This is a genomic window from Prolixibacter sp. SD074 (assembly GCF_009617895.1).
GTDB lineage: Bacteria > Bacteroidota > Bacteroidia > Bacteroidales > Prolixibacteraceae > Prolixibacter.
In genome coordinates, this window is the sequence record NZ_BLAW01000001.1 from 1,035,833 (window position 1) to 1,060,669 (window position 24,837).

Genomic DNA, 24,837 nt, shown 5'->3' on the forward strand with positions numbered 1-24,837 from the left:
AATACAATAGAAATGTCTACTTTAGGGGGAAATATTATAAAAATGGAGAACAAATTCAGAAGCCTTACTATTTTTGAGTTTCAGGAACGTTTCCCTGACGAAGATTCTTGTTATCAATATTTGACTGAACTAAAATGGGGGACTGGCTTTGTTTGCCCCAATTGTGGACACACCAATTATTGTAACGGAAAGCGCCTATTCGACAGACAGTGTACCAGTTGCCACCGAATCTCCTCCCCAACGAGCGGGACATTGTTTCACCAGTTAAAGTTCTCGGTATTAAAGGCCTTTTACATTGTTTATTATGTAAGTACGAGTAAAAAAGGGATCAGCAGTACGGAACTAAGCAGAAAGCTTGGGTTAAGACAAAAGACCTGCTGGAAGTTCAAAGGCAAGGTAATGAAAGCCATGGAAAGCAGTGGCAACCATAAAATCGATGGCAAGGCCGAAGTTGATGAAACAGTTGTCGGCGGCCAGGAAGAAGGGGTTGTGGGGAGAAAAAACGGCAAAAAGAAGTTGGTTGTATTTGCCATTGAGAGAAACGGCAAAGGAGTTAGCCGTATGTACGGAAAGGTCATCAAGCAGAGCAGTTCGAAGGAACTTGGTGGGTTTATGAAAATGACCATTGAGACAAGTGCACAAATAAAGACAGATAAATGGCGAGGATATTCCCCTTTGGTAAAAGACTTCAGTAATCTTGTGCAGGTTGATTCAGGGAAAAAGGGCGGCAACTTCCCTGACTTGCACAGGTGTATTATGGGCTTCAAAGGCTGGCTCCGGGGCATGCACCACCAAGTCGAAAATTTGCAAGCCTATATTGATGAATACTGCTACCGGTTTAACCGAAGTAATATGAAGGAAAGAATCTTCGATAGCCTTTTAACCAGAATGGTTAATGCAGAGCCCTTCCCTTATAAACAAAGTATTATTTAAATGCCTAATTCAATTAATGATTTTAAAACCGACTACCCTGAAAGCGCATACATCCCGTACATTTCACCGCTGATTGATGAAATAATTGAATTTCACAAAACAGCTGAATCCGGCTTTAGTGAGAAGACCAAATTTATTAAAAATTATCAGAATCTGAATACGTTAGCTGAAATTGCAAACACTTTGCCTCAGGGTAAAATTTACGTCGATGTTTGGGCAACCTGGTGTGGACCATGCAAAGCTGAATTTGCACACAAAAAGGAATTAAAAACATTATTGCAAAAAAACGGCATTCAAATACTATACATATCAGTAGACCGCGACCAAGACTCAATTCAATGGAAAAACATGGTAAAGTTTTATAACCTTGAAGGTTTTCATGTAAGAGCGAATAAAGAACTTAACGCAGAACTAAGAAAAATATTTGACAGACAGGGTTCAATTAGTATCCCATGGTATATTTTAATGGACAGTAATGGGGAAATTCTAAAAAAACATGCAAGCCGACCATCTCAAATAAATGAGTTAGAAAAAGAAATTAGTGAAAAATAACGTGTGGTAATGCAAATGTAATGCGGACGGGCGTGGTATTCCAGCGTTTTCGCCCCGTTCAGCCACCGCCAATCCGTCTTTGACGGATGACGGTTTTAAAATGATATTTAATAAAAAGCTGGCTTGGCTCCGTGCGGGTTTGACAGGAAACCGTTTCAAAGTCCCGCACTCCACCTGCACCAACCGTTGTGCGTCAGCATAAAAAGACATTCTAAGAGACAAAAGTGAAAATTGAAGGATTATATTATATTACCATATTGAAAAAGACAATATACGCATATGATAGACATTGAATTTTTTATAGAGAATTTTAAATCAACAATTTTGCAAGACATCAATATGCAACCTTGGGAAGTTGTTGAAAATTTACAACATATATTATCACAGCATTTAAGGAAATTAAGTGCTGACTACAAAATTGAGAACAATATTGCTATACACAAATCCGCAACCATTGAAAAAGGAGTAGTGTTGAAGGGAATAATTATTGTTTCAGAAAATTGCTTTATAGGTGCGAATGCATATTTGCGCGGACCAATTTTCTTAAGTAAATCTGTTCGAATTGGACCGAGTTCTGAAATAAAGCAATCCATAATTTTTGACAATTCTGCTATTGCACATTTTAACTATATTGGGAATAGTATAATTGGGCAGAATACAAATTTTGAAGCAGGTTCAATTTGTGCGAACCATTATAATGAAAGACAGGAGAAAAGAATTTTTGTAAAACAAAACAATCAATTAATTGACACAAAAATTGAAAAGTTCGGGTCGTTAGTTGGAGATAATTCTAAAATTGGAGCGAACGCAGTTTTATCACCAGGGACAATTTTAGAAAAGAACAGTGTTGTAAAACGACTTGAACTAATTGAACAAATAAAATGACAAAAAGCCGAACGCACAACATTTTAGGAATTAAGGCACAGTTGGGCACTGAAAAAAGGCAGTAGGTTTGCATACTTACTGCCTTTTTTAGGGTAACAGCGCTCAAAATGCACGCCCAATTGTGTTTTAATTCGTGTTGGGCAACCGGTTGTGCAATTTTTCAAAGAACGATTTGCAGGGTAGGCACTATCCGGGTTCCCACGGAACATCTTTCACCAAACCGGCAAAACGCAACCTCCCTTTTTTGCTTACCGGGCAGTTAGGCTGCCGGAAGTTTTGGATACATTCCAGGATTTCAGTCCACACCGTATCCTGTTTCCCTAAAATACGGATTCCATCTTCCAAAGCTTCTTCTTTTTGGTTTTCAGTTTCCTGTGCCAGCAGTTGTTTTGCCGTTTCGATGTTTTGTTTACGGTAACAGCCCGATAAAATCCCGGAACGGGTGTCCGGATTATCCGGACAGTGATTCCGGAAACATCCGGACACTAAATTAGGCCTGTTTATCTTGCTTTTTCAAATAAAGGAAAAGCGATGAAGCAAACAGACATGAAAAAAGTAAGAGAATTATTGCAATTAGTTATTTTGCAGTATCCGCCCGGGCACGGGCATCTTTCACAGCTCCGTAAAACTCCCCACCCTGCCGGGCAAAAATTGTTATGACATTACAAGAAAAAAGAACATCGATGCTTGCCCTTGTTGAATCCTGGCGGGAGTCAGGGATGACGCAGTCGGAATTTTTCCGCCAGCACAACGTCACTTTGTCAAAATTTTGGTACTGGGCCTATAAAAGCAAGCGACAAAACAGGGACAGCATAACATCCGATTTTATCCAGCTTTCGGGAAACGGATTTTCATTAAGTGGCGCAATAACGAAGTTTTAAAAAATATTTCTTTGGAGCGTCCGATTGTCCGGGGAAAAGACAAAGCGAAAACGGAATTTGGAACGAAAATCAACATCAGTGAGGTGAACGGGTCCTGCCGGATAGACCGGTTCAGCTGGGATGCCTATAATGAAAGTACAGATGTAAAAATGCAGGTAGAAAATTTTAAACAAACCTATGGCTGCTTACCTCAATGAGAATCTCACGTCAAAAGGATTTCATGCCGAGGTTGTTATCCAAGACTTTCCTATCCGCAAGAAGGCTACATTTCTGCATGTACGCAGGCGAAAGTGGTTGGTGGAGGCCACTGGAGAACTGGTCAGTAAGTCATGGGACCTGACAGCAAAGGGGACGCGTTACACCAAAAGTTTCGCGGATTTTTTAAAAGGATTATTTGGACAATTACCTTTTGCTCATTCTAATATCGAACTCGTGCGGCACGCAGAAAATCAGCAGACCCTAATTTAAGCTGTAAAAATAAATGCTAAATTTATAGTAAAATTATAATTTAAGCTTTCATAAACAACATTTTGAAACTTGACATGTTTATATTTTACGTTTATGCCATAAAATTTTTTGTATAATCAAAAATGTTTTATTATGAAAATAAAAGCAGCAGTATTAAATGCACCTCGCGAAGAGTTCAAAATTACGGATGCTCAATTGAATACAGAATTGCATCCTGAAGAAGTATTAGTAAAAGTTGTGGCAACAGGTTTATGTCATACGGATATTTCCATCCGTGATATGCAGATGCCTTTTCCTTTTCCTTCTATTCTGGGGCACGAAGGTGCGGGAATTGTAGAAAAAGTAGGTAGTGCCGTTACAAAAGTTCAGGTAGGCGACCACGTGGTGCTGGCACCAGCCAGTTGTGGAAAATGTACCTACTGCAAAGATGGGCACCCATCTTATTGTGAGAAGTTTTTCCCATTAAATTTTGGTAATGGGCATCGTTCTGATGGTTCTTGTCCAATTCATGGTGAAGAAGGGCAGGAACTGAACACCTTTTTCTTTGGTCAATCTTCTTTCGCAACCTACTCGCTAATTGAAGAAAACAACGTTGTTAAAGTTAGTAAGGATATTCAGTTGGAAATTTTGGGGCCTTTAGGCTGCGGAATTCAAACAGGTGCCGGCGCTACTTTAAATGTATTACAGCCTCGTCCGGGACAAAGTATAGTGATATTTGGTATTGGTCCGGTGGGTTTGTCAGCCCTAATGGCTGCTAAAGCGTCAGGTTGTACAACCATCGTTGCGGTGGATGTACACGATAATCGCCTTGAGTTAGCCAAAGAGCTGGGGGCAACACATACGATCAATAGCCGAAATGAAGTGGTTTCTGAGGTAATCACCAGAGATATTATTCCAGGAGGTTTACATTATGCTTTCGATACTACAGGCCGTAGTGAAGTAATAGAACAGGCAATATTATCGCTCCGCTATATGGGCCGTTGTGCTTTGGTCGGGGTATCTGAAAAAGAAAAAATGGAAGTTACCTACAACAACTTGATGATGGGCAAATCCATAGAGTTTGTGATTGAAGGGGATAGTGTTCCAGATATATTTATTCCGAGATTAATCAATATGTACCAACAGGGTATTTTTCCATTCGATAAATTAATTAAATTTTATGATTTGGAAGAAATCAACCAGGCAGTTGAAGATTCAGAATCGGGAAAAACATTGAAGGCTATTTTACGTATGCCTCAATAACCTATTGTATCTGACTTTAGAACGCCAAAACAAAATTTAAAAGTTAGTAACACAAAAAAGTACGAAATTATGGAAACATCAACACAGGACGGGAATTTCGTCCAAAAAGTACGAAATATCTTTGATGCACAAAAAGCGCATCAGCACGTTATAAAACAGACTTCCGCTGAACAGCGAATTGAAAAACTAAAAAGATTCCGCGAGGGGGTGCTGAAGTACGCAGAAGAGGTCGGTGAAGCACTTTATGCCGATTTTCAGAGACCGCCCGTAGTTAGCTATGCAATAGAAGTGGGCACATTATTGAACCATATTGACTATACAGTGGCACATGCTGCGGAATGGTTGCAACGCGAGCCCATTGTGGCAGCCTATCAGCCGCCAACCGGTTTTACTACAGAAATCGTTTATGAGCCTAAAGGTGTCGTATTGATTGTTGGCCCGTGGAATGTGCCGTTTTTCCTGACGCTTTATCCCTTAATATCAGCTATAGCAGCTGGTGATACAGCCATCATCAAACCGTCGGAGCTTACACCTAACCACAGTGCGTTATTAAGCAAACTTATAGCAGATTGCTTTGATGAGAATGAGGTTACGGTAATTGAGGGGGGGGTCGCGGAAACTACGGAATTGCTCAAACTGCCTTTTGATCATATTTATTTTACGGGAAGTCCAAAAGTGGCAAAAATTGTCATGAAGGCTGCTGCGGAAAACCTTACTTCCGTTACATTAGAACTTGGTGGCAAAGCACCTGCTATTATTCACGAATCGGCAGATTTGGACAAAGCTGTTCCCCGTATTATCAAAGCAAAGGCATTAAACGCTGGTCAGATATGCATGGATACCGATTATGTATTGATACCCAAGAGTATGGAGAACGCTTTCATAGAAAAAACCAACACTTACCTTAAGGATGCCTACTATACCAAAGGGGATTTCAATTACGATGATTATGATCAGATTATCAATGTACCGAATTTCAACCGTTTGAAACGACTTTTTGATGATGCGGTTGCCAATAGTGCCAAAGTTGAAGTAGGAGGTGTTTTTGATGAGCAACTTCGCCGGATACAGCCTACTGTATTGACCAACGTTTCTTTGGATTCGGCTATTATGAAAGAAGAAATTTTCGGGCCACTTTTGCCTATTATTACTTATGATACCCAAGAAGAAATAGTAGATATTATCCGTGCTATTGAAAAACCGCTTGCTTTGTATGTGTTTAGTAATGACAATGAATTTACAGATTATATTATCAGCCATACAACTTCCGGAGGCGTAACGGTAAACGATGTAATGACCCACGCCTTTGATCCTGCGATGCCGTTTGGTGGTGTGAACCAGAGCGGTATCGGAAAAGGTTATGGCAAGTATGGCTTTTTGGAAATGACAAATGCACGTGCCGTAGTTTACCAGTCACCTGAACTTCCCAATGATGAATTTTTCAAACCTCCTTATGAAGGCAAGGCAGAAACCATCTTAGGCTCATTAAAGTAACTTAGAAATTATACTTAAAATTCAAGTGGAAGAATATCAATCCACGCGGGATTTTTCTCCGCGTGAAAGTGATTTTGAAATGTTGAATGGGTTTCCCATGGTTTTTTATGCCAATCAATATTTTAAAAACTTTCGGGGGGCCGTTGTCGCTGATATTAATGATGATGGCGTTCAGGCGATTGTTACCGGGAGCGATGAAATTGTGTATGCCATCAACGGTAGTGGTGAAATTATTTGGGAAAGTGAAAATCTTCCGGGAAATATAACTTATCCTCCTGCTGTTGCAGATGTTGATGGCGATGGACTTATGGAAATTGCTGTTAACACCAATTATACCAATAATTATTGGGATGGTTCGGTGTGTCTTTTCGACCATGAAGGCACTATGGTTGACAGATGGCCCGTATCTTTCGACAACCACACTATGACTTGTGCTCCGGCCATTGCCGATATTGATGAAGACGGGACTATGGAGATAATCTCTTTTAAAAGAAAAACCGGTTCAGGCAATATCGAAGCCGGGGTATATGTTTTCACGCCATCGGGGGCATCATTCAGTGATGACTGGCCGGTAATCCGGCCCGGAACACCTGCCGTTACTCCTTCCGTAGGCGATGTGGATGCCGACGGATCCAACGATATCGTGGTGCAAAATCATCCCGAAAAGGGAAATATCAGCTACCAACACCGGATCGGCTGCAAAGTAGTATCCAGTGGATTCCTCAATTTCTCCAAGATCATCCGCGGAAGCGTTATATTTTTGAAAAGAAAAGCATATGGTTAGACAGGGATGTGGATTACTTCATTCTTAATATTTACAATTTACATGCTAATAAGTATCCGTTTTTGTGATGAACCAAAATTATTAATAAAATGGTACGCCTGAATTCACCTTCCTTTCGGTAAAACGAAGGCAAAGAGCCTGCACCGGGCGAGACCACAAAACTATAAAGCGGGATAATTAGCGCCGACAAGCCATATCCAATAAGCATGAGGGGTTGTTTTTCCCGGTTTTATCGCTCCCAAAACCCGAAAGGCTTTGACTACGGAGGCAGTATTCCGGCAAGCCCACCGGTCACTGCCATACTGGTTTTTGACACACCCGTTGAAAGCAGGAACCCTACTGGTAGATCGAACACCATTTTAACAAATGTACTGGTGAGCAAGCTGGTTAGACCAGGCTCATTGTTAAAAAAAGCAAAAATTTTTCCGGATTGATAAAAGATTTCTATTTTTGTACTCCAAAACATTTTTAGTACAAAAAGAACATGAGCATAGATACTACTAAAGATTCAATATTGCGGGTTGCAAACCAACTGTTTAGCCGTTTTGGGTTTCACAAAACCTCTATGGACGAAATCGCAAAAATTGCACGAAAGGCAAAAGGATCACTATACTACCATTTTGCGAGTAAAGAAGATTTATTTAAGGAGGTTGTATCAATTGAAATGACCAAGTTAAAGAATCAATTGTCAACCATTGTTAGTAATCCTGATTTAAAAGCATCGGATAAAATCAAGGAATACCTTATTACCCGGATGAAGTTTTTGAATAGTGCAGCAAACTACCATGAAACCCTAAAAGCCGATTTTTTTGAGCATTTTCATTTCATTGATGATTTGCGAACCGAATTAGATACGTGGGAAAAAGAAAAACTGAGGAAAATCATTCTTCAAGGTGTTCATACAGGCGAGTTTACCTTAGTTATTGAAATAGATGTTTTGCTGGATATGTTTTTAATGGTGCTGAAAGGTCTTGAAATACCATTTTTTTTACAAAATAAGTACGAGAAATACTCACCCTACTTTGATGGGTTAATAAACATATTGAATAAGGGTTTAGCCACCTGATTTTTTTAACCAAAACTGACTATAAAACGGTATTGGTACAAATAATAACAAATAAAAATATGAACAGATTTGTAAAATCAATAATCAGACTGAAATGACTGATAGTCTTAGCTGTTTTGATATTAACCATTTTTTTGGGTATCAACTAAAAAACTCGCAGATACTTACAAATATTGAATGCTTTGGAAATACAGGTTCGGCCAGTGCAGCGATTGTATTATCTGATAATTGGGGCAAGTTTAGACAAAACGATATTATTATATCAGTTTTTGGCGGCGGGTATTCAAGCGGTGCAGTTTTATTGAAAAAATTATAATTCAAAATATGAAAACAATTTCAGGTTTTGTTCTTGTAAATATTTTGGGATGGAAAATAAAAGGCAAGTTTCCAAGCATAAAGAAATCTATAATAATATTTGCCCCACACACCAGCTACCGGGATGGATTGTACGGAAAACTATATTTGATGCAGTTAGATGTAAATTATAGATTTCTTTCAAAAAAGGAATTTTTCAAGTTTCCGTTAAAATACTTTTTTAAGATTTATGGTTCAATACCCGTGAGTAAAACCAAGGAGTATATTGATTATGTTGTTGAATTAATTAATAATAGCCACGAACTTCATATCGTGTTGTCCCCGGAAGGGCAATTGGCAAAAACAACACGATGGAAAAAAGGGTATTACTATATGGCTGTACGGGCGAATGTTCCCATTGTTGTTGGATACATTGATTATAAGAAGAAAGAAATCGGGATTAAAAAAGTGATTTATAACCCTACAGATATTCATATAGTAAGAAAAGAGATTGCTCAATTGTATTCTGACGTTACCGCAAAATATCCTGAAAATTTTTCACCTGAACTAAAAGTATAAAATATGAAACAGAATGTGGCATTGGTACTATCGAGTGGCGGTTCCCGCGGACTTGCCCATATTGGTGCTATTTCAGAACTTGAAAAACACGGGTTTACCATTACTTCAGTTTCAGGCTCTTCTATAGGAGCGGTAATAGGAGGGCTTTACGCCATGCACAAACTACAGGAATTTACCTCGTGGGTAAGCTCTTTTAAAAAAATGAATGTCTGGGGTTTTATGGATTTTACGCTTGCGACTAATGGCTTATTAAAGGGTGAGCGGGTTTTTGATAAAATGAAAGCTTTTATCCCCGACGTGAATATTGAAGATATGCCCATCCCCTTTGCTGCCGTTGCTACTGATATACTCCATGAAAAAGAAGTGGTTTTTACAAAAGGAAGTTTTTATGAAGCTGCCCGGGCATCCATCGCAATTCCTGCAGTTTTTACACCAGTGAAGTGCAACAGTACCATTCTTGTTGACGGTGGCGTTCTTAATCCAATTCCGGTTGAACAGGTGTCCCGAAAAAATGGTGATATGTTGGTAGTAGTAAATCTTTACGGCGACAAAAAGTATGATATTCCAAAAGATACAACTAATAACAATGGATACTTAAACAGGTTGATGAACACCTTATCGACGTTAATTTTAACCGGAGACAAGCACAGTACAGGGTATTACTCACTTTTAAGCAGTACTACTTCGGCAATGATACACAGGATTGCAAAAATGAGTATTGAAAAACATAAACCTGATATGATTATAAATATACCCGGCAATTCGGCAAATACCTTTGATTTTTACAGGGCAAAGGAATTGATACAGTTGGGGGAAAATGCAGCTAAAGAGGCAATAAATTATTAGAGTTTTGCATTTCAGATATAACAATTTTTAAATTAATAACTAATATGACGAGCAGTAAAAAACCCGAAGTAAGAATACAAACATCCATTTTAAATGGCTTGGAGAAGAAAGCGTTAGTTTGGATGGCACAAAGAATACCTCAGAAAATTAATTCAGACCATTTAACAGTTTTAGGATTTATGGGTGCCTTACTTTCAAGTGCGGGCTATATACTTTCCAACTTTGAAAGCAATTTTCTTTGGTTAGCCTCTTTTGGTTTGTTATTGAACTGGTTTGGCGACAGCCTTGATGGAACATTGGCCCGTGTAAGGAAAGCTCAACGTCCGACATACGGATTTTTCATCGACCACAGTATCGATGGGTTAACGGTTTTTGCCATTTGTGTGGGTGCAGGGCTTTCTCCATACATAAACTTTGCAGTTGCCATGCTTATTCTTGCAGGGTATTTGCTCTTATCAATTTTAACATACATCAATACCTACCTTAAAGGGGAGTTCAAGATTACTTACAATAAACTGGGACCCACCGAATTTCGTTTATTGGTTATCCTTATAAACACACTCTTTATATATTACCCGACAGGAACCCGGAACTTTGTACTTGATGGTGTTGCTTTAAGCCTGTTTGATGTCATAGGGATTGTTATTGCTTTTATTCTTTTCATTATTTACCTGGTTAACTTTTTAATTGATAAGAATAAATACGCGGAAATCGACCCTCCCAAATACTAAAGCATTATTTATGGCAATTAAATATATAAAATTCGTAGCAAGCCGTCTTATTGGCACATTAGTCGATACCATGGTCCTATGGGGGCTCTCATCCTACATTTTTTCTACATATTTTGGACATTACCTGGTGGCACCAACTATTTCGTTTGAGATCGCGGTATTTTCAAATTTCTTATTATCCTACTACTGGGTATGGCACAAACGAATATCAACAAAAAACATAAAGACTTTTATAACCCGCTTTGCCATTTTCAACATTTCCTGTGTTTTGGGATTTATTGTTAAAATGGCATTTCTGCTGCTATTCGAGAAACTATTTGGTTGGGATGTAGTATTCTGCAATCTGGCGGCATTGGTAATATCCGGCATTGTGAATTTTGTTCTTGCCGAGTTTGTAGTGTTCAAAAAACGTCCATCTATAATTGAACCGGTAAACGAAATGGAATCATTGAAAAACATAAACTATTAATATTAATCCCATGAAAATACTTTCAGAAAGATACGAACAGTATGATATCCCTCAGCAGCTAATGGCTGCAGGTATTTATCCCTACTTTAGGGCAATCAAATCCGGGCAGGATTCTGAAGTAACTATTAACGGGAAAGGCGTGCTGATGTTTGGTTCTAACAGCTATCTGGGCCTGTCAAATCATCCTAAGATTAAAGAGGCCGCGATAAAAGCCATCGAAAAATATGGTACAAGCTGCTCGGGTTCCCGCTTTCTTAACGGGACACTCGATATTCACCTTGAGCTGGAAGAGAAGTTGGCCAAACTGGTTGGCAAGGACGAAGCTATTTGCTTTAGCACCGGTTTTCAAGCTAATCTTGGAACAATTTCAGCTCTCTGTGGCCGCAACGAATACCTTTTACTCGATTCTCAGGACCATGCTTCCATCATTGAGGGAAGCAGGTTGTCTCTTGCCAAAATACTTAAGTTTGCCCACAACGATATGGCCTCGCTTGAATCGAAGCTGATGCTTTGTGAACCGGACAAAAATAAACTGATTGTTGTTGATGGCATATTTTCTATGGAAGGGGATATTGTTAATTTACCGGAAATTGTGCGATTGAAAGAAAAATATAACGCGAGCTTAATGGTTGATGATGCACATGCAATCGGGGTAATTGGGCAAAATGGCAGAGGTACATCCTCCCATTTTAATCTGACCCAGGATGTAGATTTAATTATGGGTACTTTTTCCAAATCGTTGGCCTCAATAGGTGGGTTTATTGCCGGCGACAAGGAGGTAATTAACTTTTTAAAGCATAATGCCCGTGCATTGATTTTTAGCGCAAGCATGCCCCCGGCTTCCGTTGCAAGCGTAAGTGCTGCCATTGATATTATGCTTAATGAACCTGAACGAATCAAGCATCTTTGGGATTTAACCAAATACGCACACCAGGCTTTCATCAGTGCCGGTATTGATACAGGTAAAAGCGAAACTCCGATTATCCCGTTATATGTCAGGGATGATATGAAAGTTTTGAAGTTGGCCCGCATACTACTTGATGAGGGTATTTTCGTGAATCCGGTTATTTCTCCCGCGGTTTCGAAGGATGATGCTATGATACGTTTCTCCCTTATGGCTACACACACTTACGAACAACTCGATGTAGCTGTAGAAAAAATAATCAGAGCTTTTAAAGAACTCGATGTAGCACCCCGTTTTCAACGCGTAGAATAATAATGTGAACAATACTATAATCATGAAAGTGGTTTTAATAACGGGTATTTCATCCGGTTTTGGTTTTGCCATTGCTCAACGGCTTGCAAAAGGCAATTACCGGGTATATGGGACTGTGCGTAGAGAAGTTGACCCGGTACTTAATGTCAACTACCTTTACATGGATGTGGTTTCAGATGAATCCGTTAAACAGGCAATCGATGAGGTACAGCAGAAGGAAGGACGCATTGACGTGCTGATAAATAATGCCGGTGCAGGCATTGCAGCACCTCTTGAATTTACCAAAATTACTGATATTCAATACCTGATGGATGTTAATTTTCTTGGGGCCGTGAGAGTTACTCAAGCGGTATTACCAATTATGCGCAAGCAGTCAGGCGGTCTAATTATATCTATCAGCTCCATAGGCGGTTTGATAGGCTTACCCTATCAGGGAATTTATTCGGCCGGCAAGTTCGCCCTCGAAGGCTTTTGCCAGGCTTTATATCACGAGGCCAGGCAATTCAACATTAAAGTTACAGTAATTAACCCTGGTGACTTTGCTACGCGATTTACAGCAAACAGGCTATGTGCTGAAAAGAACGATTCGATAGCGGTTTATCCAACTTTTGGCAAAACGCTTTCCCAAATTGAACAAGATGAAAAGAACGGTTTACACCCGGATGAATTAGCCAAAAGAATAGAGAGACTTATTAGTAAGAAGAAAGCACCTGTAAGGCTTGTCATAGCCTCACCTCTGCAAAAATTTTCAGTGTTCCTGAAAAGAATACTACCTGAAAAACTGTTTTATCGGATAATTAGTAAATACTACCTTTAAGATTAAGACATTATTGTATGAAAATAACAATCAAAGAGATTACAAGCAAAAACAACTTGAAAAAATTTATCAAATTCCCTATCAAACTTTATAATAAGAATAATTTTTATGTACCCCCACTAATTTCAGTGGAGCTGGAAACCTTATCAAAAGATAAAAACCCTGCTTTTGACTTTTGTGAAGCAAAATACTGGTTGGCCTACAATGAGAGCAATACTATAGTTGGGCGAATAGCAGGAATCATAAACCATAAGTACAACAAAAAGGTTGGCAAGCAACTGGTTCGCTTTGGTTGGCTTGATTTTATCGAGGATATTGATGTTTTAAAAGCCCTGATTGAGACAGTTGTAAAATTTGCCAACGAAAAAGGGGCCGATGGCATTCATGGCCCTCTCGGGTTTTCCGAGTTTGATGCTTCAGGTATTCTTATCGAAGGTTTTGACGAAATCCCGACAGCCTACGGCAAATATAACTATCCTTATTACGCTCAGATGATTGAACAACTGGGTTTTGAGAAAGAAGTTGACTGGGTTGAATTCAGGGTAACTGTTCCTGACAAAATACCGGTAAGATACAGCCGGATAGAAAGGTCGATTGCTGAGAAACATAAATTGCAAAGCGTGAAATTACAATCAAAGAAAGAGGTCCTAAAATATGCAGACCAAATCTTCCAACTCCTAAATAAGGAATACGAAAGCATCCATGGCTTTTCTGAGCTTACTCCCAACCAAATAGATGCCCTGAAAAAACAATTCATCCCGTTGCTGAGATTAAAATTTGTTTCAGTAGTACTGAATGCTGAAAACAAAGTTGTTGGTTTTGGCTTATGCCTGCCTTCTCTTTCAAAAGCCTTGCAACAGTCCAAAGGAAATTTATTTCCTTTTGGATTTCTGCATATTCAAAAGGCCCTACGTGGTAATGGCACAATCGACTCCTTACTTATTGCAATCCATAGCGACTATAGGAACAAAGGTGTAAATGCCTTGATCTTTAACGATATAGGTAACGCGATTGTTTCAGAAGGGATAAGATATATAGAAACCACACGTGAGCTGGAACACAATTTATCCGCGCAAAACCTTTGGGATAAACTTGAAAACAGACAGCATAAAAGAGCAAGATGTTATTTTAAAAAAATATAATAATGAGAAAAATTTCAGCAATAATTTGCGCGTATAACGAGGAAAAAACAATCAAAGAAGTAGTAACAACCGTGTGTGAATACTTTTTTGACGAGGTGATTGTTGTTAATGATGGTTCAACAGATGGTACGGCCAACATATTAGGTGAACTTAAGTTTTTGCCTTCACTCAGGTATGTAGCACTTCCCGAGAATAAAGGTAAAGGGTATGCAATGGCAACCGGGATAGAACATGCAACAGGAGAAATTATTGTTTTCATTGATGCCGATTTGTCTAACCTGAAAGAGGAGCATTTTGAACAGCTAATTACTCCTGTTTTCAGTAATGAGGCCGATATGATTCTGGGGCAGGCAACAGAGACCCTGATTAACTATAAAATCAACCCGTTCAAATCGTTTACGGGCGAAAGGGCGTTGCTAAAGAAAGATGTCCTGCCCTTACTGGTGAAAATGAAAACTTCAAAATTCGGTGTGGAAACATTTATCAATCTATACTATCAGGCACAGGGAAAGAGGGTTAAATATGTGATGCTCGAAGGACTAAAACATCCAACCAAATTTGATAAAGCCGGTAGTAAATCAAGAGCAATAAAAGAATTTGTTTTGGAAGGACACCAAATTGCTTTAGCATTGTTTAACAACTTTAATTCATTAACAAAAATTGTAAATAATCAAATAAATAAATTTTAAGTATAACAAAAAATGAAACCAAAGACTATATTCTGGGTAACAGTTTTTGCTGTTTCGATGGGTTTTTTCGAAAGTGCAATTGTAATTTACCTAAGGGAAATGATATATCCCAATGGGTTTGCTTTCCCTTTACAGCCTGTCGAAAGGGGGCTTGCAACAACAGAAATTCTAAGAGAAGCCTTTTCTTTGCTTATGCTTCTTTCTGTTGGTATTCTTGTAGGCAAATCAACTTTTACAAGGTTTGCTTACTTTTTATATTCTTTTGCCGTTTGGGATATTTTCTACTATATCTTCCTGAAAATATTAATAAACTGGCCGGAATCTTTAATGACAATGGATATTCTGTTTCTATTGCCTGTAACCTGGGTTGGCCCTGTAGTAGCCCCGGTAATTCTATCTTTTCTTATGATTTTATTAGCTCTGCTAATACTTTATTTTTCCGCACGCAACGAACAGGTTCACTTAAAGGCCCATGAACTTGTAACGTTAATAACAGGCTCCGTAATAGTAATTATATCCTTTACCCAGGATTACATAAGGTTTATACTCAGTCATTATACGGCTGCCGACATTTGGTCGCTGCCGGCCAAAGACATTTTAAAATTTTCTGTTCAATACTATCCCGAAAATTTTTACTGGCCAATTTTTATTGGCGGACTTGTTGTTATTCTCGTTGGGATAGGGCTTTTTACAAAAAGAAATATTTTATTGATTAAAGATCTTTTACAATAAATATACGTATCACTTTAAATTACAAAAAACTTCATCCAGGCCAACATCTACCAAGACAACCTGGCCAACGTGTGGCAAAACCGCTACCAGGTGTTCCACGACCGCAGCTGAACCAAAACCGGCCTTTGTACCGACTGTGACTTCTATTCCTACTGCGAGGGAAACGGGATGCACCTGCGTGGATGAAAAGACCGGAATATCCATTGTTTTGCCATTTGCACCAGTTAGCGGAAGGCGAAAAAAAAAGTGCCACGAAAGAAAACATGCAATTTCCTTCATAAAAAAAATCGATTATCTTTGACGACAATCGAGCAGAACACATGTTCTGTTGTCAGTGGTTTTTGTGATGGAAGAAATTTTCAAACATAAAAAAAGAAACAGAAATCTGTGGGCAGCACAGTTATTAGGACTGTTGTTGGTCATCGCCCCCTGTTCCGTTCAAAATCTATTACAACACGAATTAGGTGTAAAACCAACCAAAACACTTAACCCGTCAAAGAAAACGATAAAACAATCAGGCGATTGTTGCGTGATATTTAGTCAGGCGGGGACCGTAAATGCAGAGAATGTCGGACATCAACTTTCGTTCAAATCTTTGGCAACCCTTACAGATCAATTTTCAAATGTTGACTTAGGGCATTCCCGTTTTCTTAATCTCTTAACGAAGCAAAATACAAGTCATCAAAATATTCCTCTCTACATTTTATATAAAAGATTGAAGTACATGACCTGATTTCACTGAGATCGATTAAATCTGTTATATAAATACCCTCTTAAATCAGAAGCAAAAGTTAGTGTAGCCATATCATTTCGGCTCGGCTTTCACATACTGCTATTGCGGTTGAACCCGGTGTGGCCGGCTTCTTTGGTATAGGAAGAATAATGGTATGTACGAAATTGATATAACTCACTGAAACGCATAAGAAGGCACGGATCTGCCTTTCCCGTTGGTCGATATCGGTTAAAATCAACTGACACCATCAACATAACATGATGTGTTTCAATAAAAAATTAAAATCATAATGGAAACAAAAACAATCGAAATAAATAAGGACCTGGTAACAGTACTCCGAATATTGTTGAGCATGATTTTTATTGTAGCAAGTATCATGCATACATTCAAGGTTGAAAAAGTAGTTGACAGAATTAATCATGCCAGATTCAGTGAGCTGGGCTATCTGTTAGGTAAACCTGAAATTTCAGTAATTGCTTCGGGAATTGCTATGTTCATTGCGGGTATTGCGCTGTTGATTGGATTTAATACCAAATATGCAGCCATCGTTTTGGCTTTGATACTCATCCCGATTACCATTACCATTCAGGTCGGACAAATGTCAACCATTGGACCGTTGTTTAAGAATGTCGCAATATTCGGAGGATTGATGTTCTTCGCTTTAAATAACAATTTTAACAACTTTAAAAAAACAAAAGCATGAAAACATACATCGTCATAATAACCATCATTTTCACATTCCTGGCTACAGGTAACAGTGAAGCGCAGGCACCGGCAAAGTCAAAGGTTAAAAACTACATCGTTCTCACTAGGAACATAAAACAATTGAAGCCAATTATTCTGGCAGCTAAAGATTTGGCAGATGAAGACGGAAGTCATTTCGGTGAGTTCAAGGTTATCATTTGCGGCAAAACAATTACCAATGTCACTCAAATGGACAAGATGGCTCCATATCTGGAGATGGCAGAAAAAAATCACGTTGAATTGTATGCTTGTGGATTGTCTTTAAAGCAATTTAAAATCGATCCCAAAAGCTTGCCCAAACAAATTCATGTGACCAAAAATGGTCTCCTTTATGACTTTCAATTACAGAAAAAAGGATACCTAAGTATCGAGCTGTAAAAGACTCAGTATAAATAAAAAAGTGCGTAGCAGTCCATTCTAAAAAATGCCTGCTGCGCCTTTTCATTCATTTCAGTAGGTTACTGTTCATTCTGTTTTTTTTTCTCCTTTTCCCTATCTTCCCGCGCAAAAAGGGCATAATCATGCAACGAAAAGTATATTTTCTGTCAACCTGCGATACCAGCAAACAAATCATGTGACCCGGAATTATTTAGGGTCTGCTGATTTTCTATGCGCCACACGAGTTCGATATTGGAATGAGCAAAAGGTTTTTGTCAAATAATTCTAATCTCAGCAGGTTTTTGATGGCCGCTTTTAGTTTTTTAAGTAAGAGCGCAAAAGAACCTTTCCATTTTTCTGCCACTTGCAGCAATTTGGCCAGGTTCATGACAAAAAGGATCGCATTGACCCATGATTCGGACGTTTCAGGAAGCCTGGCCATGATATTGTTGAGCCCGTATCCTCGTTTGCCTTGTCCAAACTTGCCTTCTACGTGGTTTCGTTTGGCTGCTTCTTTTTTGTCACGGTATTTCTGACTGGCAGTTTGGCTGTCATTTTTCGGTGGCCTTCCCAGGGGTTTGCCGTAGATCTTAATCCCTTTTTCTTTCAGGTATTTGCGGTTTTCCCTTGTCAGGAAAATCTGGTCGCCAAGGAATACCCGGGGATAGCAACCATAGGTATGTTTAAAATTTTCTACCTGCATTTTCAAATCCGTGCTTTCATTGTAGGCATCCCAGCTGAACCGGTCTATCCGGCAGAATCCGTTCACCTCACTGATGTTGATTTTCGCTCCAAATTCGGTTTTCGCTTTGTCTTTTCCCCGGACAATCGGACGCACATGGGGCTGGAAAATGTTCACAATGCGGTTCTCGCATTGATGGGTTCTATTCTCATACATCAATTTTTGCTGGCTGTAAACTTTCCGAATGGTTGCCATCAGTTCCCTGTCGCGTTTTTCCAGCAATTCCGACCGACCGGGTTTTAACAATAAGCTGTCAACTATTTTTAGATCGCGGGAAATGTATTGAAGCTGTCCCCTGATTCCCCGGCGAATCTGCTTCTTTGTCTTCTTTTTCTTCTTTGCAATGTTCAGGTAATGCTTGCGGGCATTCCTGCGGTAGGTTCTTGGTTTTGTTCCATCTGCCGGGCGAAGGTACAACAGGTCTATGATTCGTTCCAGATTTCCCCTGGAGGTGTTTAAGAGTTTCAAATCTGTCGGATAGGTGATCTCCTGGTCGGCCACAGTCGCATCTACTTTCAGTGTTCCCCGGTTATCATTCTTTTCGGGCCCGTCGTTTTTGTCCTTATCCTTGTCCGTTGCCTCTTCCTTTTGTTGCTGTTGTTTTCTTTTAATGCGGGACTGATGTGGTTTAATTTGTTCGGATGATTCGATGATTCGTTGGTTGAAAGCTTCAAACTCATCGCCTCCCAATCTTTTGCGGATATCGACAAACAGGCTGGCATCAAAAACCGGTTGGGTGGTAAAACACGGCAGCCCGCAAAAGTATTGCAGGTAAATGTTTTCCTGTATCATTTCTATGGTACCCCGGTCATCCAGGCCAAGCTTGTGCTTGACTATCAAGGCCGCTATCACCGTGCGGATGTTGACACTTTTACGCCCCGAGCCCGCATCGAGCTTCCGGCTATAAACGGCTGCAAGTGAATCCCAGGGAATCAATGCGGCTAATTTCACCCATCGGTTCTCCTTGTCCAACCCTTGTTCAAAAGGATGCTTGAACATATTTAAACTTAATTGGCTTTGTGGTGTGTAATCAATCATATCTGCAAGGGTTTTGAACCCAATTTATACAAAACCATGCATTTACACCAATCATCAGCCTTGAAAATATGAACAAATAAATGTTGATAATCAATGTATTAAATGTATTCTTTGAGAATATCAGCAGACCCTATTTAAAAAATTAAACGAAAACATATGGGAATTTCGGACGCTGTTTGAGAAAAAGAACTATCGGCTTTTTGCATTTTGGGATAAAACAGATAACAAAGAAACACTTGTTTTAGCAACTCACGGAATCATTATGCTTCCTCAACTGCCCCATAGGGCAAAAGTGGGTGGGCAAAAACTAATTTTTTCCGGCACCAATTCTCAATCAATGGGCAAATATACTCATCCTGTTTTTCAATTTTTCTATCCAGGTTTTAATGTAATTGAATATATAAACGCCCACAAAGCAAAAACAAGGGTCCCAGCCCGGTGCAATTAAACCACTATCAGTGCCTCCAACCACCGACAGGGAATGTGGTTTGGCATAAAAAAGCCGGTCGAAAATTCAACCGGCTCCTGTTCTATTTCTGATGATTATCAAGCATCCAGTTTGTCGAGCGCAAAAGCGTAAGCGCCAAGCGAAATAGCACGACTTGCGCCAATACGGCTAATTCCGATAGCGAGCATGGGCTCTGGATTATACACGACTGTTTTATCGCTTTGCGGTACCTTAATCTCAGCGGTTTTCTGGTTTAGCAACGTCGAAAGTCCTTCCTCGGTATCGGCACTCACTACTTTCTGCACTAACCGGGGCATGGTTCCGCCGTTGGGCAAATCCAACGTTCCGTTCATTTCGTCCAGAGCGGAAGGCATAATCAATTCAGCTGCGCCGGAGAGCCCTCCGCCAATCACAATCAAACCATCAAGCGTAGTAGCCAGTTGTGTCAACACATCGCCCAATGATTCGCCAACCGATGCAAAAGCTTTCACCGCTGCTTCGCTATTTCCGGGGCGCATGCCCTTGGCAATTTCGAAAATATCTTTCGGCGTCAGTTCATCGGCATTGGTATCGCCGCTGTATTCTCCATAATGACGCTTTACTGCACGAATAGAAACGCCGTCTTCTGCACACCAATTAGGGTTCAGTTTGTTTCGGTAGGCATAAATCTCGGCTGCCATGGCATTGTCTCCAATGACGAGTTTGCCTTCACGTACCAAGCCGCCACCAAGGCCGGTTCCCAGGGTAATTCCCACCAGGTTATGGTACCGCTTTGGAGAACCAGCATCTTCCAGGCTTTTGTTTATTTCGGGAAGAAAACCTCCAAGGGCTTCACCATATGCATATAAGTCGCCGTCGTTATTAATGTAAACAGGTAAATTGAATTTCTCTTCAAGGAACGGGCCGAGCGCTACGCCGCCACGGTACCCGGGCAAATTCACTAAATCGCCAATGATTCCATTGGGGTAATCGGCCGGACCGGGAAAAGCAAAACTAATGGCCACCGGCTCCTCCCTGAGTTCGTCCTTCACCCTGGAAAAACCGTCGACCATATTAGTCAGGCTTTTTTCCAGGTTATCGCCGTTTGAGGGCAATGTAATGGGTTCGACTATATTTTCTCCACCGCGAATCGCTGAAAAAACGAAGTTGGTCCCTCCGGCGTCGAGTGTCATAGCCACTCGTTTGTCTTCAAATAAGTTCATTGGATAACCGTGTTTGTGAATTTCGAAGGTTGAAAATACAAAATTCCCTTTAAAACGTGTCCGATTTCCTGCGTTTTGGAAAGTATCTAAACAAAAAGCCCGGACAAATTCCGGGCTTCTCATGAAATATGTATTATTTCTTACATTTTCATGCCTTCGTCAATCAAATTTTTCAACTGTTTTGCCTGCGGATCAGCCGGGTCGAGTTTCAGGGCTTTATTGACAAAAGGCAGGGCAGCTTTAAAATCAACTTTTGCCTTGGCAACCTGTGCCTTGTACTTGTCGTCGGTTGTTTTGTACTTGCCGGCTTTTACATCATTGGCAGCAGACTGCAGGGTAGCAGCACCTTTTTTGTAGTGAGTATTTCCTTCTTTCAGGTAATAAACGCCCAAAAATGATTTAATTTTTTTGCTATTCGGGTATTTTGTGAGACCGGTTTCAAGCGTTTCTTCAAATTTTTGCATGTTATTCAAATGCCGGTACGAATTGGCAATGTACAAATAAGCATACTCAGCTTTGTAGCTAGCGTCAGCCGCTATGGTGAAATACTTAATGGCTTGATTCCACTTTTTAATTTTGTAAGCAGAATACCCAGTGTTGTAAATCATCACATAATCCGGATCCTGGTCGCCCCAGTTCGCAATAGCTTTTTCGAAATTGGTCAACGCTTTTGCATAGTCCTTTGAACGCAAAGCTTCGTTTCCTGCATTCTTCGATGCGATTGCACCCTGCTTTTGGTCCTGTGCAAAAGAGGTTCCCAAAAATCCTACGGTTAAAATTAAAACAGCGATCAGTTTCTTCATTGTTGCTCCTATTTTAAATTGTCTATCAATATTTATGTTTATTATATGCTATTATCAAGCTCAAAAATAATGATTTTAAAAAAATATGAAAGTAGTTACATGTATATTTTTCATCACTGCCTCATACAACCGAGCGTTGAATATAGTAGTATCTACTCATAAATCTTATGCTTTTAACGGAAATTCCCAATAAAATAAGAGGGGCATAACCATAAAATGATTATCAGGGGTTGTACTGCTCCTTATGGTAAAATTTTAAAATATTCTGAATCATATCGATATAACCTTTTGCATTTTTGTTTTCCGGTTCAACTGAAGTAACTGAGTTGAAGCAATTCAGGGCATTTCCCCATTGCTGCATCTTGTAGTAACTCATCCCCAGGAGCATATTGGCTTCCGGATCAGGTTCATTTATTTCACCATTATTCAATAGTGAAAATACTTCATCCACATCTCCCCGTTCATATGCTTCTTTGGCTTTTGTCAAATTCTCATTCATATTTTGAACTTCCCCTTTTTTCAGTTTTATCAGTCTTGTTTGTTTTTAACAGTAATAATTATTACGAAAACTGTGCCACGTTTTCTTAAGCCTCTTATTGCTTGCCTACCTCGTTTTAATGTTGTCTGCACGTCCAACAGACAGAACACCACGTACATTGCGTAATTTCTTAATCAGAAAGTCGAGGTGTTCCAAATCGTTTACATAGACACGCAGCGTCCCTTCAAAGTTGCCGTTTTCCGAGTTAACCGAGATTGAACGCATTTGCACCCCAACATCTTTGGAAACGATATGGGAGATATCGCTGACGAGTCCCATCTCGTCCGTTCCGGAAATGTGAATTGTTGTCTGAAAGGAATTCCGTTCCCCGGTATCCTTCCAACGAGCTTTAATGACCCGGTATGGATAGCGTTCGAACATCTGGGGCGCATTCGGGCAATTCATCCGGTGAATTTTTATTCCTTCCCTAATGGTGACAAACCCGAAAATATCGTCTCCGAAAATCGGATTACAACACTGGGCCAGTTTATAATTGATGTTCCGGATATCATTATCAATCACCAAAAAATCACCTCCCGTATCGAAAGTCAAATCCTTCAGATTGGAAGCCGGCAAAATTTCCGACAATTTATCTTTGACCGTTTCTTCTTCCTTACCGCCGGAAAGCACTTCCTTTATCTCCAATGGGTCAATCTTTCCGATGGCAATATTGTAATACAAATCGGCAGCCAACTTCAGTCGGTAATGCTTCAGTAAGTCGCGGATAACCTGGTCATTGTAGGCAATTTTCCAGTTTTTCAGCTTGCGCAGAAGCATTTCTTTACCATTATCAGCTTGCTTTTTTTGTTCCTCGTTTAAACTCGATTTAATGTGTGATTTTGCCTTTGAAGTCACCACAAATTCGAGCCAATCGAGTTTTGGTTTCTGATTATTGGAGGTTGCTACCGAAATATGATCCCCATTCTTCAGCTTGTGCTTCAGCGTGACCATCCGGTCGTTCACTTTACCACCCGTACAATGATCGCCGATTGCTGAATGTATCTCGTAGGCAAAATCCAACAAGGTTGAACCGGCAGGCAACTTCTTCAAATCACCTTTCGGTGTGAAAACGAAAATCTCATCTTCATATATATTGACCTTAAACTCTTCGATGAAATCCACTGGATTCATTTCAGGATTCTCCAGAATTTCGCGAATATTTTTCAGCCAGCCATCCAATTCCGACGAGCCCTTTCCGCCTTTGTAGCGCCAGTGGGCAGCCAGGCCGTTTTCTGCCACATTATCCATCCTGTGTGTGCGGATCTGAACTTCCACCCAACGCTTTCCTGGTCCCAGCACCGTTGTGTGAAGTGATTCATAGCCGTTTGACTTGGGAATGGTAATCCAGTCACGCAAACGTTCAGGGTTCGATTGGTACTCTTCGGTGACAACCGAAAAAGCCTGCCAGCAATCCGATTTTTCGTCATCCGGCTTCGAATTTAAAATGATACGGATGGCAAACAGGTCGAACACTTCATCGAAATCGACTCCCTTTTTCTTCATCTTGTTCCAGATAGAGAAAATCGATTTGGTCCGGGCCTTCATCTCAAAGTCAAAGCCTCGCTTTTTCAGCTTTACTTCAACAGGTTTTACGAATTCCGAAACAAAGTTTTTGCGTTGCCCATCCGTCTCTTTAAGTTTATCAACAATATGCCGATAGTCTTTCGGATGCAAATACTTCAAAGAAAGATCCTGCAACTCGGAATTAATTTTATATAGCCCCAGGCGGTGGGCCAGCGGGGCATACAAATGCATCGTCTCATGCACATGCTTTTTGTGTTCGGTATGTGGAAACCGATCGAGCGTACGCATATCCTGAAGTTTGTCGGCAATTTTAATCAAAATAACCCGCACATCGCCCGACAGTACCAGCATCAGCCTTCTGAAATTTTCGCTTTGCAGCGCCAGGTTATCTGTGTTGATGGCATTAATCTTGATTAAGCCGTCAAGAATCTCACAAACTGCTTTGCCAAAAAGTTTCTCGATTTCTTGCTTACCCTTGATTTCTTCCTCTTCGGTATAAACATTGTGCATCAACGCTGAAATGACCGAATCGGACGCTAAACCAATTTCATTAGCCGCCAACTGAGCTACAGCGATGGAATGCAAAATCACAGGATCGCCATTTGACCAGGTTTTATCACCAATCTTTTCCCTGGCCAGCTCAAAAGCATTATGTACATGCACCAACTCCTGATCACTGAAATTGCGTGAGCAGGCAGCAATCAGTTTATTATATTCTTCTGAAATACTTTCCTTAAAACGCTCTGTCACTACTATCGATTTACAAGATCCGTCACTGCATAAAATTAGCAAATATGAGAGGAGATTGAAACAGATCGATGCGCCAGTGCTTGTTGGGAAAAAACTAAACCGCGGAGCCACATACTG

Annotated in this window: 28 protein-coding genes; 21 read left to right on the forward strand and 7 right to left on the reverse strand. The window is 40.1% G+C overall.

The features are described 5' to 3' along the window. The first annotated feature begins 12 nt into the window (after positions 1-12). The 3 genes from GJU82_RS04515 to GJU82_RS04525 all read left to right on the forward strand — a co-directional run bounded on the left by GJU82_RS04515 (position 13) and on the right by GJU82_RS04525 (position 2,370). Entirely contained in the window at positions 13-933 is a 921-nt protein-coding gene (locus tag GJU82_RS04515; protein WP_153630358.1) for an IS1595 family transposase, read from the forward strand. Further along, on the forward strand, positions 934-1,485 hold the full coding sequence (locus GJU82_RS04520) for a TlpA disulfide reductase family protein (RefSeq protein ID WP_153631055.1): 552 nt from the start codon (positions 934-936) through the stop codon (positions 1,483-1,485). A gap of 279 nt (positions 1,486-1,764) precedes the next feature. Further along, positions 1,765-2,370 (forward strand): DapH/DapD/GlmU-related protein, encoded by a 606-nt coding sequence (locus tag GJU82_RS04525; RefSeq protein ID WP_153631056.1) that lies wholly within the window; start codon positions 1,765-1,767, stop codon positions 2,368-2,370. A gap of 186 nt (positions 2,371-2,556) precedes the next feature. Here the strand turns inward: GJU82_RS04525 and GJU82_RS04530 are convergent, their stop codons facing one another. Beyond that, positions 2,557-2,856: a hypothetical protein gene (locus tag GJU82_RS04530; RefSeq protein ID WP_153631057.1), complete on the reverse strand. Its 300-nt coding sequence runs from the start codon at positions 2,854-2,856 to the stop codon at positions 2,557-2,559. Between the two features lie 572 nt (positions 2,857-3,428). Between GJU82_RS04530 and GJU82_RS04535 the strand changes: the two genes are divergently transcribed. The 15 genes from GJU82_RS04535 to GJU82_RS04605 all read left to right on the forward strand — a co-directional run bounded on the left by GJU82_RS04535 (position 3,429) and on the right by GJU82_RS04605 (position 15,820). Next, a complete protein-coding gene (locus GJU82_RS04535; RefSeq protein ID WP_153631058.1) occupies positions 3,429-3,719 on the forward strand; it encodes a hypothetical protein in 291 nt (96 codons plus the stop codon). Positions 3,720-3,851: 132 nt separating this feature from the next. Continuing rightward, entirely contained in the window at positions 3,852-4,961 is a 1,110-nt protein-coding gene (locus GJU82_RS04540) for an NAD(P)-dependent alcohol dehydrogenase (RefSeq protein WP_153631059.1), read from the forward strand. 69 nt (positions 4,962-5,030) lie between these two features. Next, on the forward strand, positions 5,031-6,455 hold the full coding sequence (locus tag GJU82_RS04545) for an aldehyde dehydrogenase family protein (protein WP_153631060.1): 1,425 nt from the start codon (positions 5,031-5,033) through the stop codon (positions 6,453-6,455). A gap of 25 nt (positions 6,456-6,480) precedes the next feature. Then, positions 6,481-7,239, forward strand: a complete 759-nt coding sequence (locus GJU82_RS04550; RefSeq protein WP_153631061.1) for a VCBS repeat-containing protein — start codon at positions 6,481-6,483, stop codon at positions 7,237-7,239. Positions 7,240-7,723: 484 nt separating this feature from the next. Next, positions 7,724-8,305 (forward strand): TetR/AcrR family transcriptional regulator, encoded by a 582-nt coding sequence (locus GJU82_RS04555; protein ID WP_153631062.1) that lies wholly within the window; start codon positions 7,724-7,726, stop codon positions 8,303-8,305. Positions 8,306-8,399: 94 nt separating this feature from the next. Continuing rightward, positions 8,400-8,621, forward strand: a complete 222-nt coding sequence (locus GJU82_RS04560; protein WP_153631063.1) for a 3-oxoacyl-[acyl-carrier-protein] synthase III C-terminal domain-containing protein — start codon at positions 8,400-8,402, stop codon at positions 8,619-8,621. Positions 8,622-8,629: 8 nt separating this feature from the next. Next, the gene (locus tag GJU82_RS04565) at positions 8,630-9,178 is read left to right on the forward strand and encodes a 1-acyl-sn-glycerol-3-phosphate acyltransferase (protein WP_153631064.1); all 549 of its coding nucleotides are present in this window, start codon (positions 8,630-8,632) and stop codon (positions 9,176-9,178) included. A gap of 3 nt (positions 9,179-9,181) precedes the next feature. Further along, positions 9,182-10,024: a patatin-like phospholipase family protein gene (locus GJU82_RS04570; RefSeq protein WP_153631065.1), complete on the forward strand. Its 843-nt coding sequence runs from the start codon at positions 9,182-9,184 to the stop codon at positions 10,022-10,024. A gap of 44 nt (positions 10,025-10,068) precedes the next feature. Beyond that, on the forward strand, positions 10,069-10,755 hold the full coding sequence (locus tag GJU82_RS04575; RefSeq protein ID WP_153631066.1) for a CDP-alcohol phosphatidyltransferase family protein: 687 nt from the start codon (positions 10,069-10,071) through the stop codon (positions 10,753-10,755). A 10-nt stretch (positions 10,756-10,765) separates the two neighbouring features. Beyond that, positions 10,766-11,224: a GtrA family protein gene (locus GJU82_RS04580; RefSeq protein ID WP_153631067.1), complete on the forward strand. Its 459-nt coding sequence runs from the start codon at positions 10,766-10,768 to the stop codon at positions 11,222-11,224. A 10-nt stretch (positions 11,225-11,234) separates the two neighbouring features. Continuing rightward, entirely contained in the window at positions 11,235-12,440 is a 1,206-nt protein-coding gene (locus GJU82_RS04585) for a pyridoxal phosphate-dependent aminotransferase family protein (protein ID WP_153631068.1), read from the forward strand. 22 nt (positions 12,441-12,462) lie between these two features. Further along, positions 12,463-13,257 carry an SDR family oxidoreductase gene (locus tag GJU82_RS04590; protein ID WP_153631069.1) on the forward strand — a complete coding sequence of 265 codons (795 nt, stop codon included), beginning with the start codon at positions 12,463-12,465 and terminating at the stop codon, positions 13,255-13,257. Positions 13,258-13,274: 17 nt separating this feature from the next. Then, positions 13,275-14,399 carry a hypothetical protein gene (locus GJU82_RS04595; RefSeq protein ID WP_153631070.1) on the forward strand — a complete coding sequence of 375 codons (1,125 nt, stop codon included), beginning with the start codon at positions 13,275-13,277 and terminating at the stop codon, positions 14,397-14,399. A gap of 2 nt (positions 14,400-14,401) precedes the next feature. Then, the gene (locus GJU82_RS04600; RefSeq protein ID WP_153631071.1) at positions 14,402-15,088 is read left to right on the forward strand and encodes a glycosyltransferase family 2 protein; all 687 of its coding nucleotides are present in this window, start codon (positions 14,402-14,404) and stop codon (positions 15,086-15,088) included. A 12-nt stretch (positions 15,089-15,100) separates the two neighbouring features. After that, positions 15,101-15,820 carry a hypothetical protein gene (locus GJU82_RS04605; RefSeq protein WP_153631072.1) on the forward strand — a complete coding sequence of 240 codons (720 nt, stop codon included), beginning with the start codon at positions 15,101-15,103 and terminating at the stop codon, positions 15,818-15,820. Between the two features lie 9 nt (positions 15,821-15,829). On the opposite strand, the gene GJU82_RS04610 is transcribed toward GJU82_RS04605, so the two are convergent. Continuing rightward, the gene (locus tag GJU82_RS04610) at positions 15,830-16,099 is read right to left on the reverse strand and encodes a hypothetical protein (protein WP_153631073.1); all 270 of its coding nucleotides are present in this window, start codon (positions 16,097-16,099) and stop codon (positions 15,830-15,832) included. Positions 16,100-16,166: 67 nt separating this feature from the next. Between GJU82_RS04610 and GJU82_RS04615 the strand changes: the two genes are divergently transcribed. The 3 genes from GJU82_RS04615 (at position 16,167) to GJU82_RS04625 (ending at position 17,675) form a co-directional block, all read left to right on the forward strand. Further along, a complete protein-coding gene (locus GJU82_RS04615) occupies positions 16,167-16,553 on the forward strand; it encodes a hypothetical protein (RefSeq protein ID WP_153631074.1) in 387 nt (128 codons plus the stop codon). A gap of 289 nt (positions 16,554-16,842) precedes the next feature. Continuing rightward, positions 16,843-17,256, forward strand: coding sequence for a DoxX family protein (locus GJU82_RS04620; RefSeq protein WP_153631075.1), 414 nt, complete (start codon positions 16,843-16,845; stop codon positions 17,254-17,256). Beyond that, the gene (locus GJU82_RS04625; protein WP_153631076.1) at positions 17,253-17,675 is read left to right on the forward strand and encodes a DsrE family protein; all 423 of its coding nucleotides are present in this window, start codon (positions 17,253-17,255) and stop codon (positions 17,673-17,675) included. The genes GJU82_RS04620 and GJU82_RS04625 overlap by 4 nt, the downstream gene beginning before the upstream one ends. A gap of 229 nt (positions 17,676-17,904) precedes the next feature. Here GJU82_RS04625 and GJU82_RS04630 read toward each other — a convergent pair whose 3' ends face one another. The 5 genes from GJU82_RS04630 to GJU82_RS04655 form a co-directional block, all read right to left on the reverse strand. Continuing rightward, positions 17,905-19,455, reverse strand: a complete 1,551-nt coding sequence (locus tag GJU82_RS04630) for an IS5 family transposase (RefSeq protein ID WP_153631077.1) — start codon at positions 19,453-19,455, stop codon at positions 17,905-17,907. Positions 19,456-20,001: 546 nt separating this feature from the next. Continuing rightward, entirely contained in the window at positions 20,002-21,105 is a 1,104-nt protein-coding gene (locus tag GJU82_RS04640; RefSeq protein ID WP_153631078.1) for an ROK family protein, read from the reverse strand. Between the two features lie 140 nt (positions 21,106-21,245). Beyond that, entirely contained in the window at positions 21,246-21,908 is a 663-nt protein-coding gene (locus tag GJU82_RS04645; protein WP_153631079.1) for a lipopolysaccharide assembly protein LapB, read from the reverse strand. Positions 21,909-22,131: 223 nt separating this feature from the next. Next, the gene (locus GJU82_RS04650; protein ID WP_153631080.1) at positions 22,132-22,407 is read right to left on the reverse strand and encodes a hypothetical protein; all 276 of its coding nucleotides are present in this window, start codon (positions 22,405-22,407) and stop codon (positions 22,132-22,134) included. A 105-nt stretch (positions 22,408-22,512) separates the two neighbouring features. Further along, the gene (locus tag GJU82_RS04655; protein ID WP_228488566.1) at positions 22,513-24,720 is read right to left on the reverse strand and encodes a bifunctional (p)ppGpp synthetase/guanosine-3',5'-bis(diphosphate) 3'-pyrophosphohydrolase; all 2,208 of its coding nucleotides are present in this window, start codon (positions 24,718-24,720) and stop codon (positions 22,513-22,515) included. Positions 24,721-24,837: the final 117 nt, after the last annotated feature.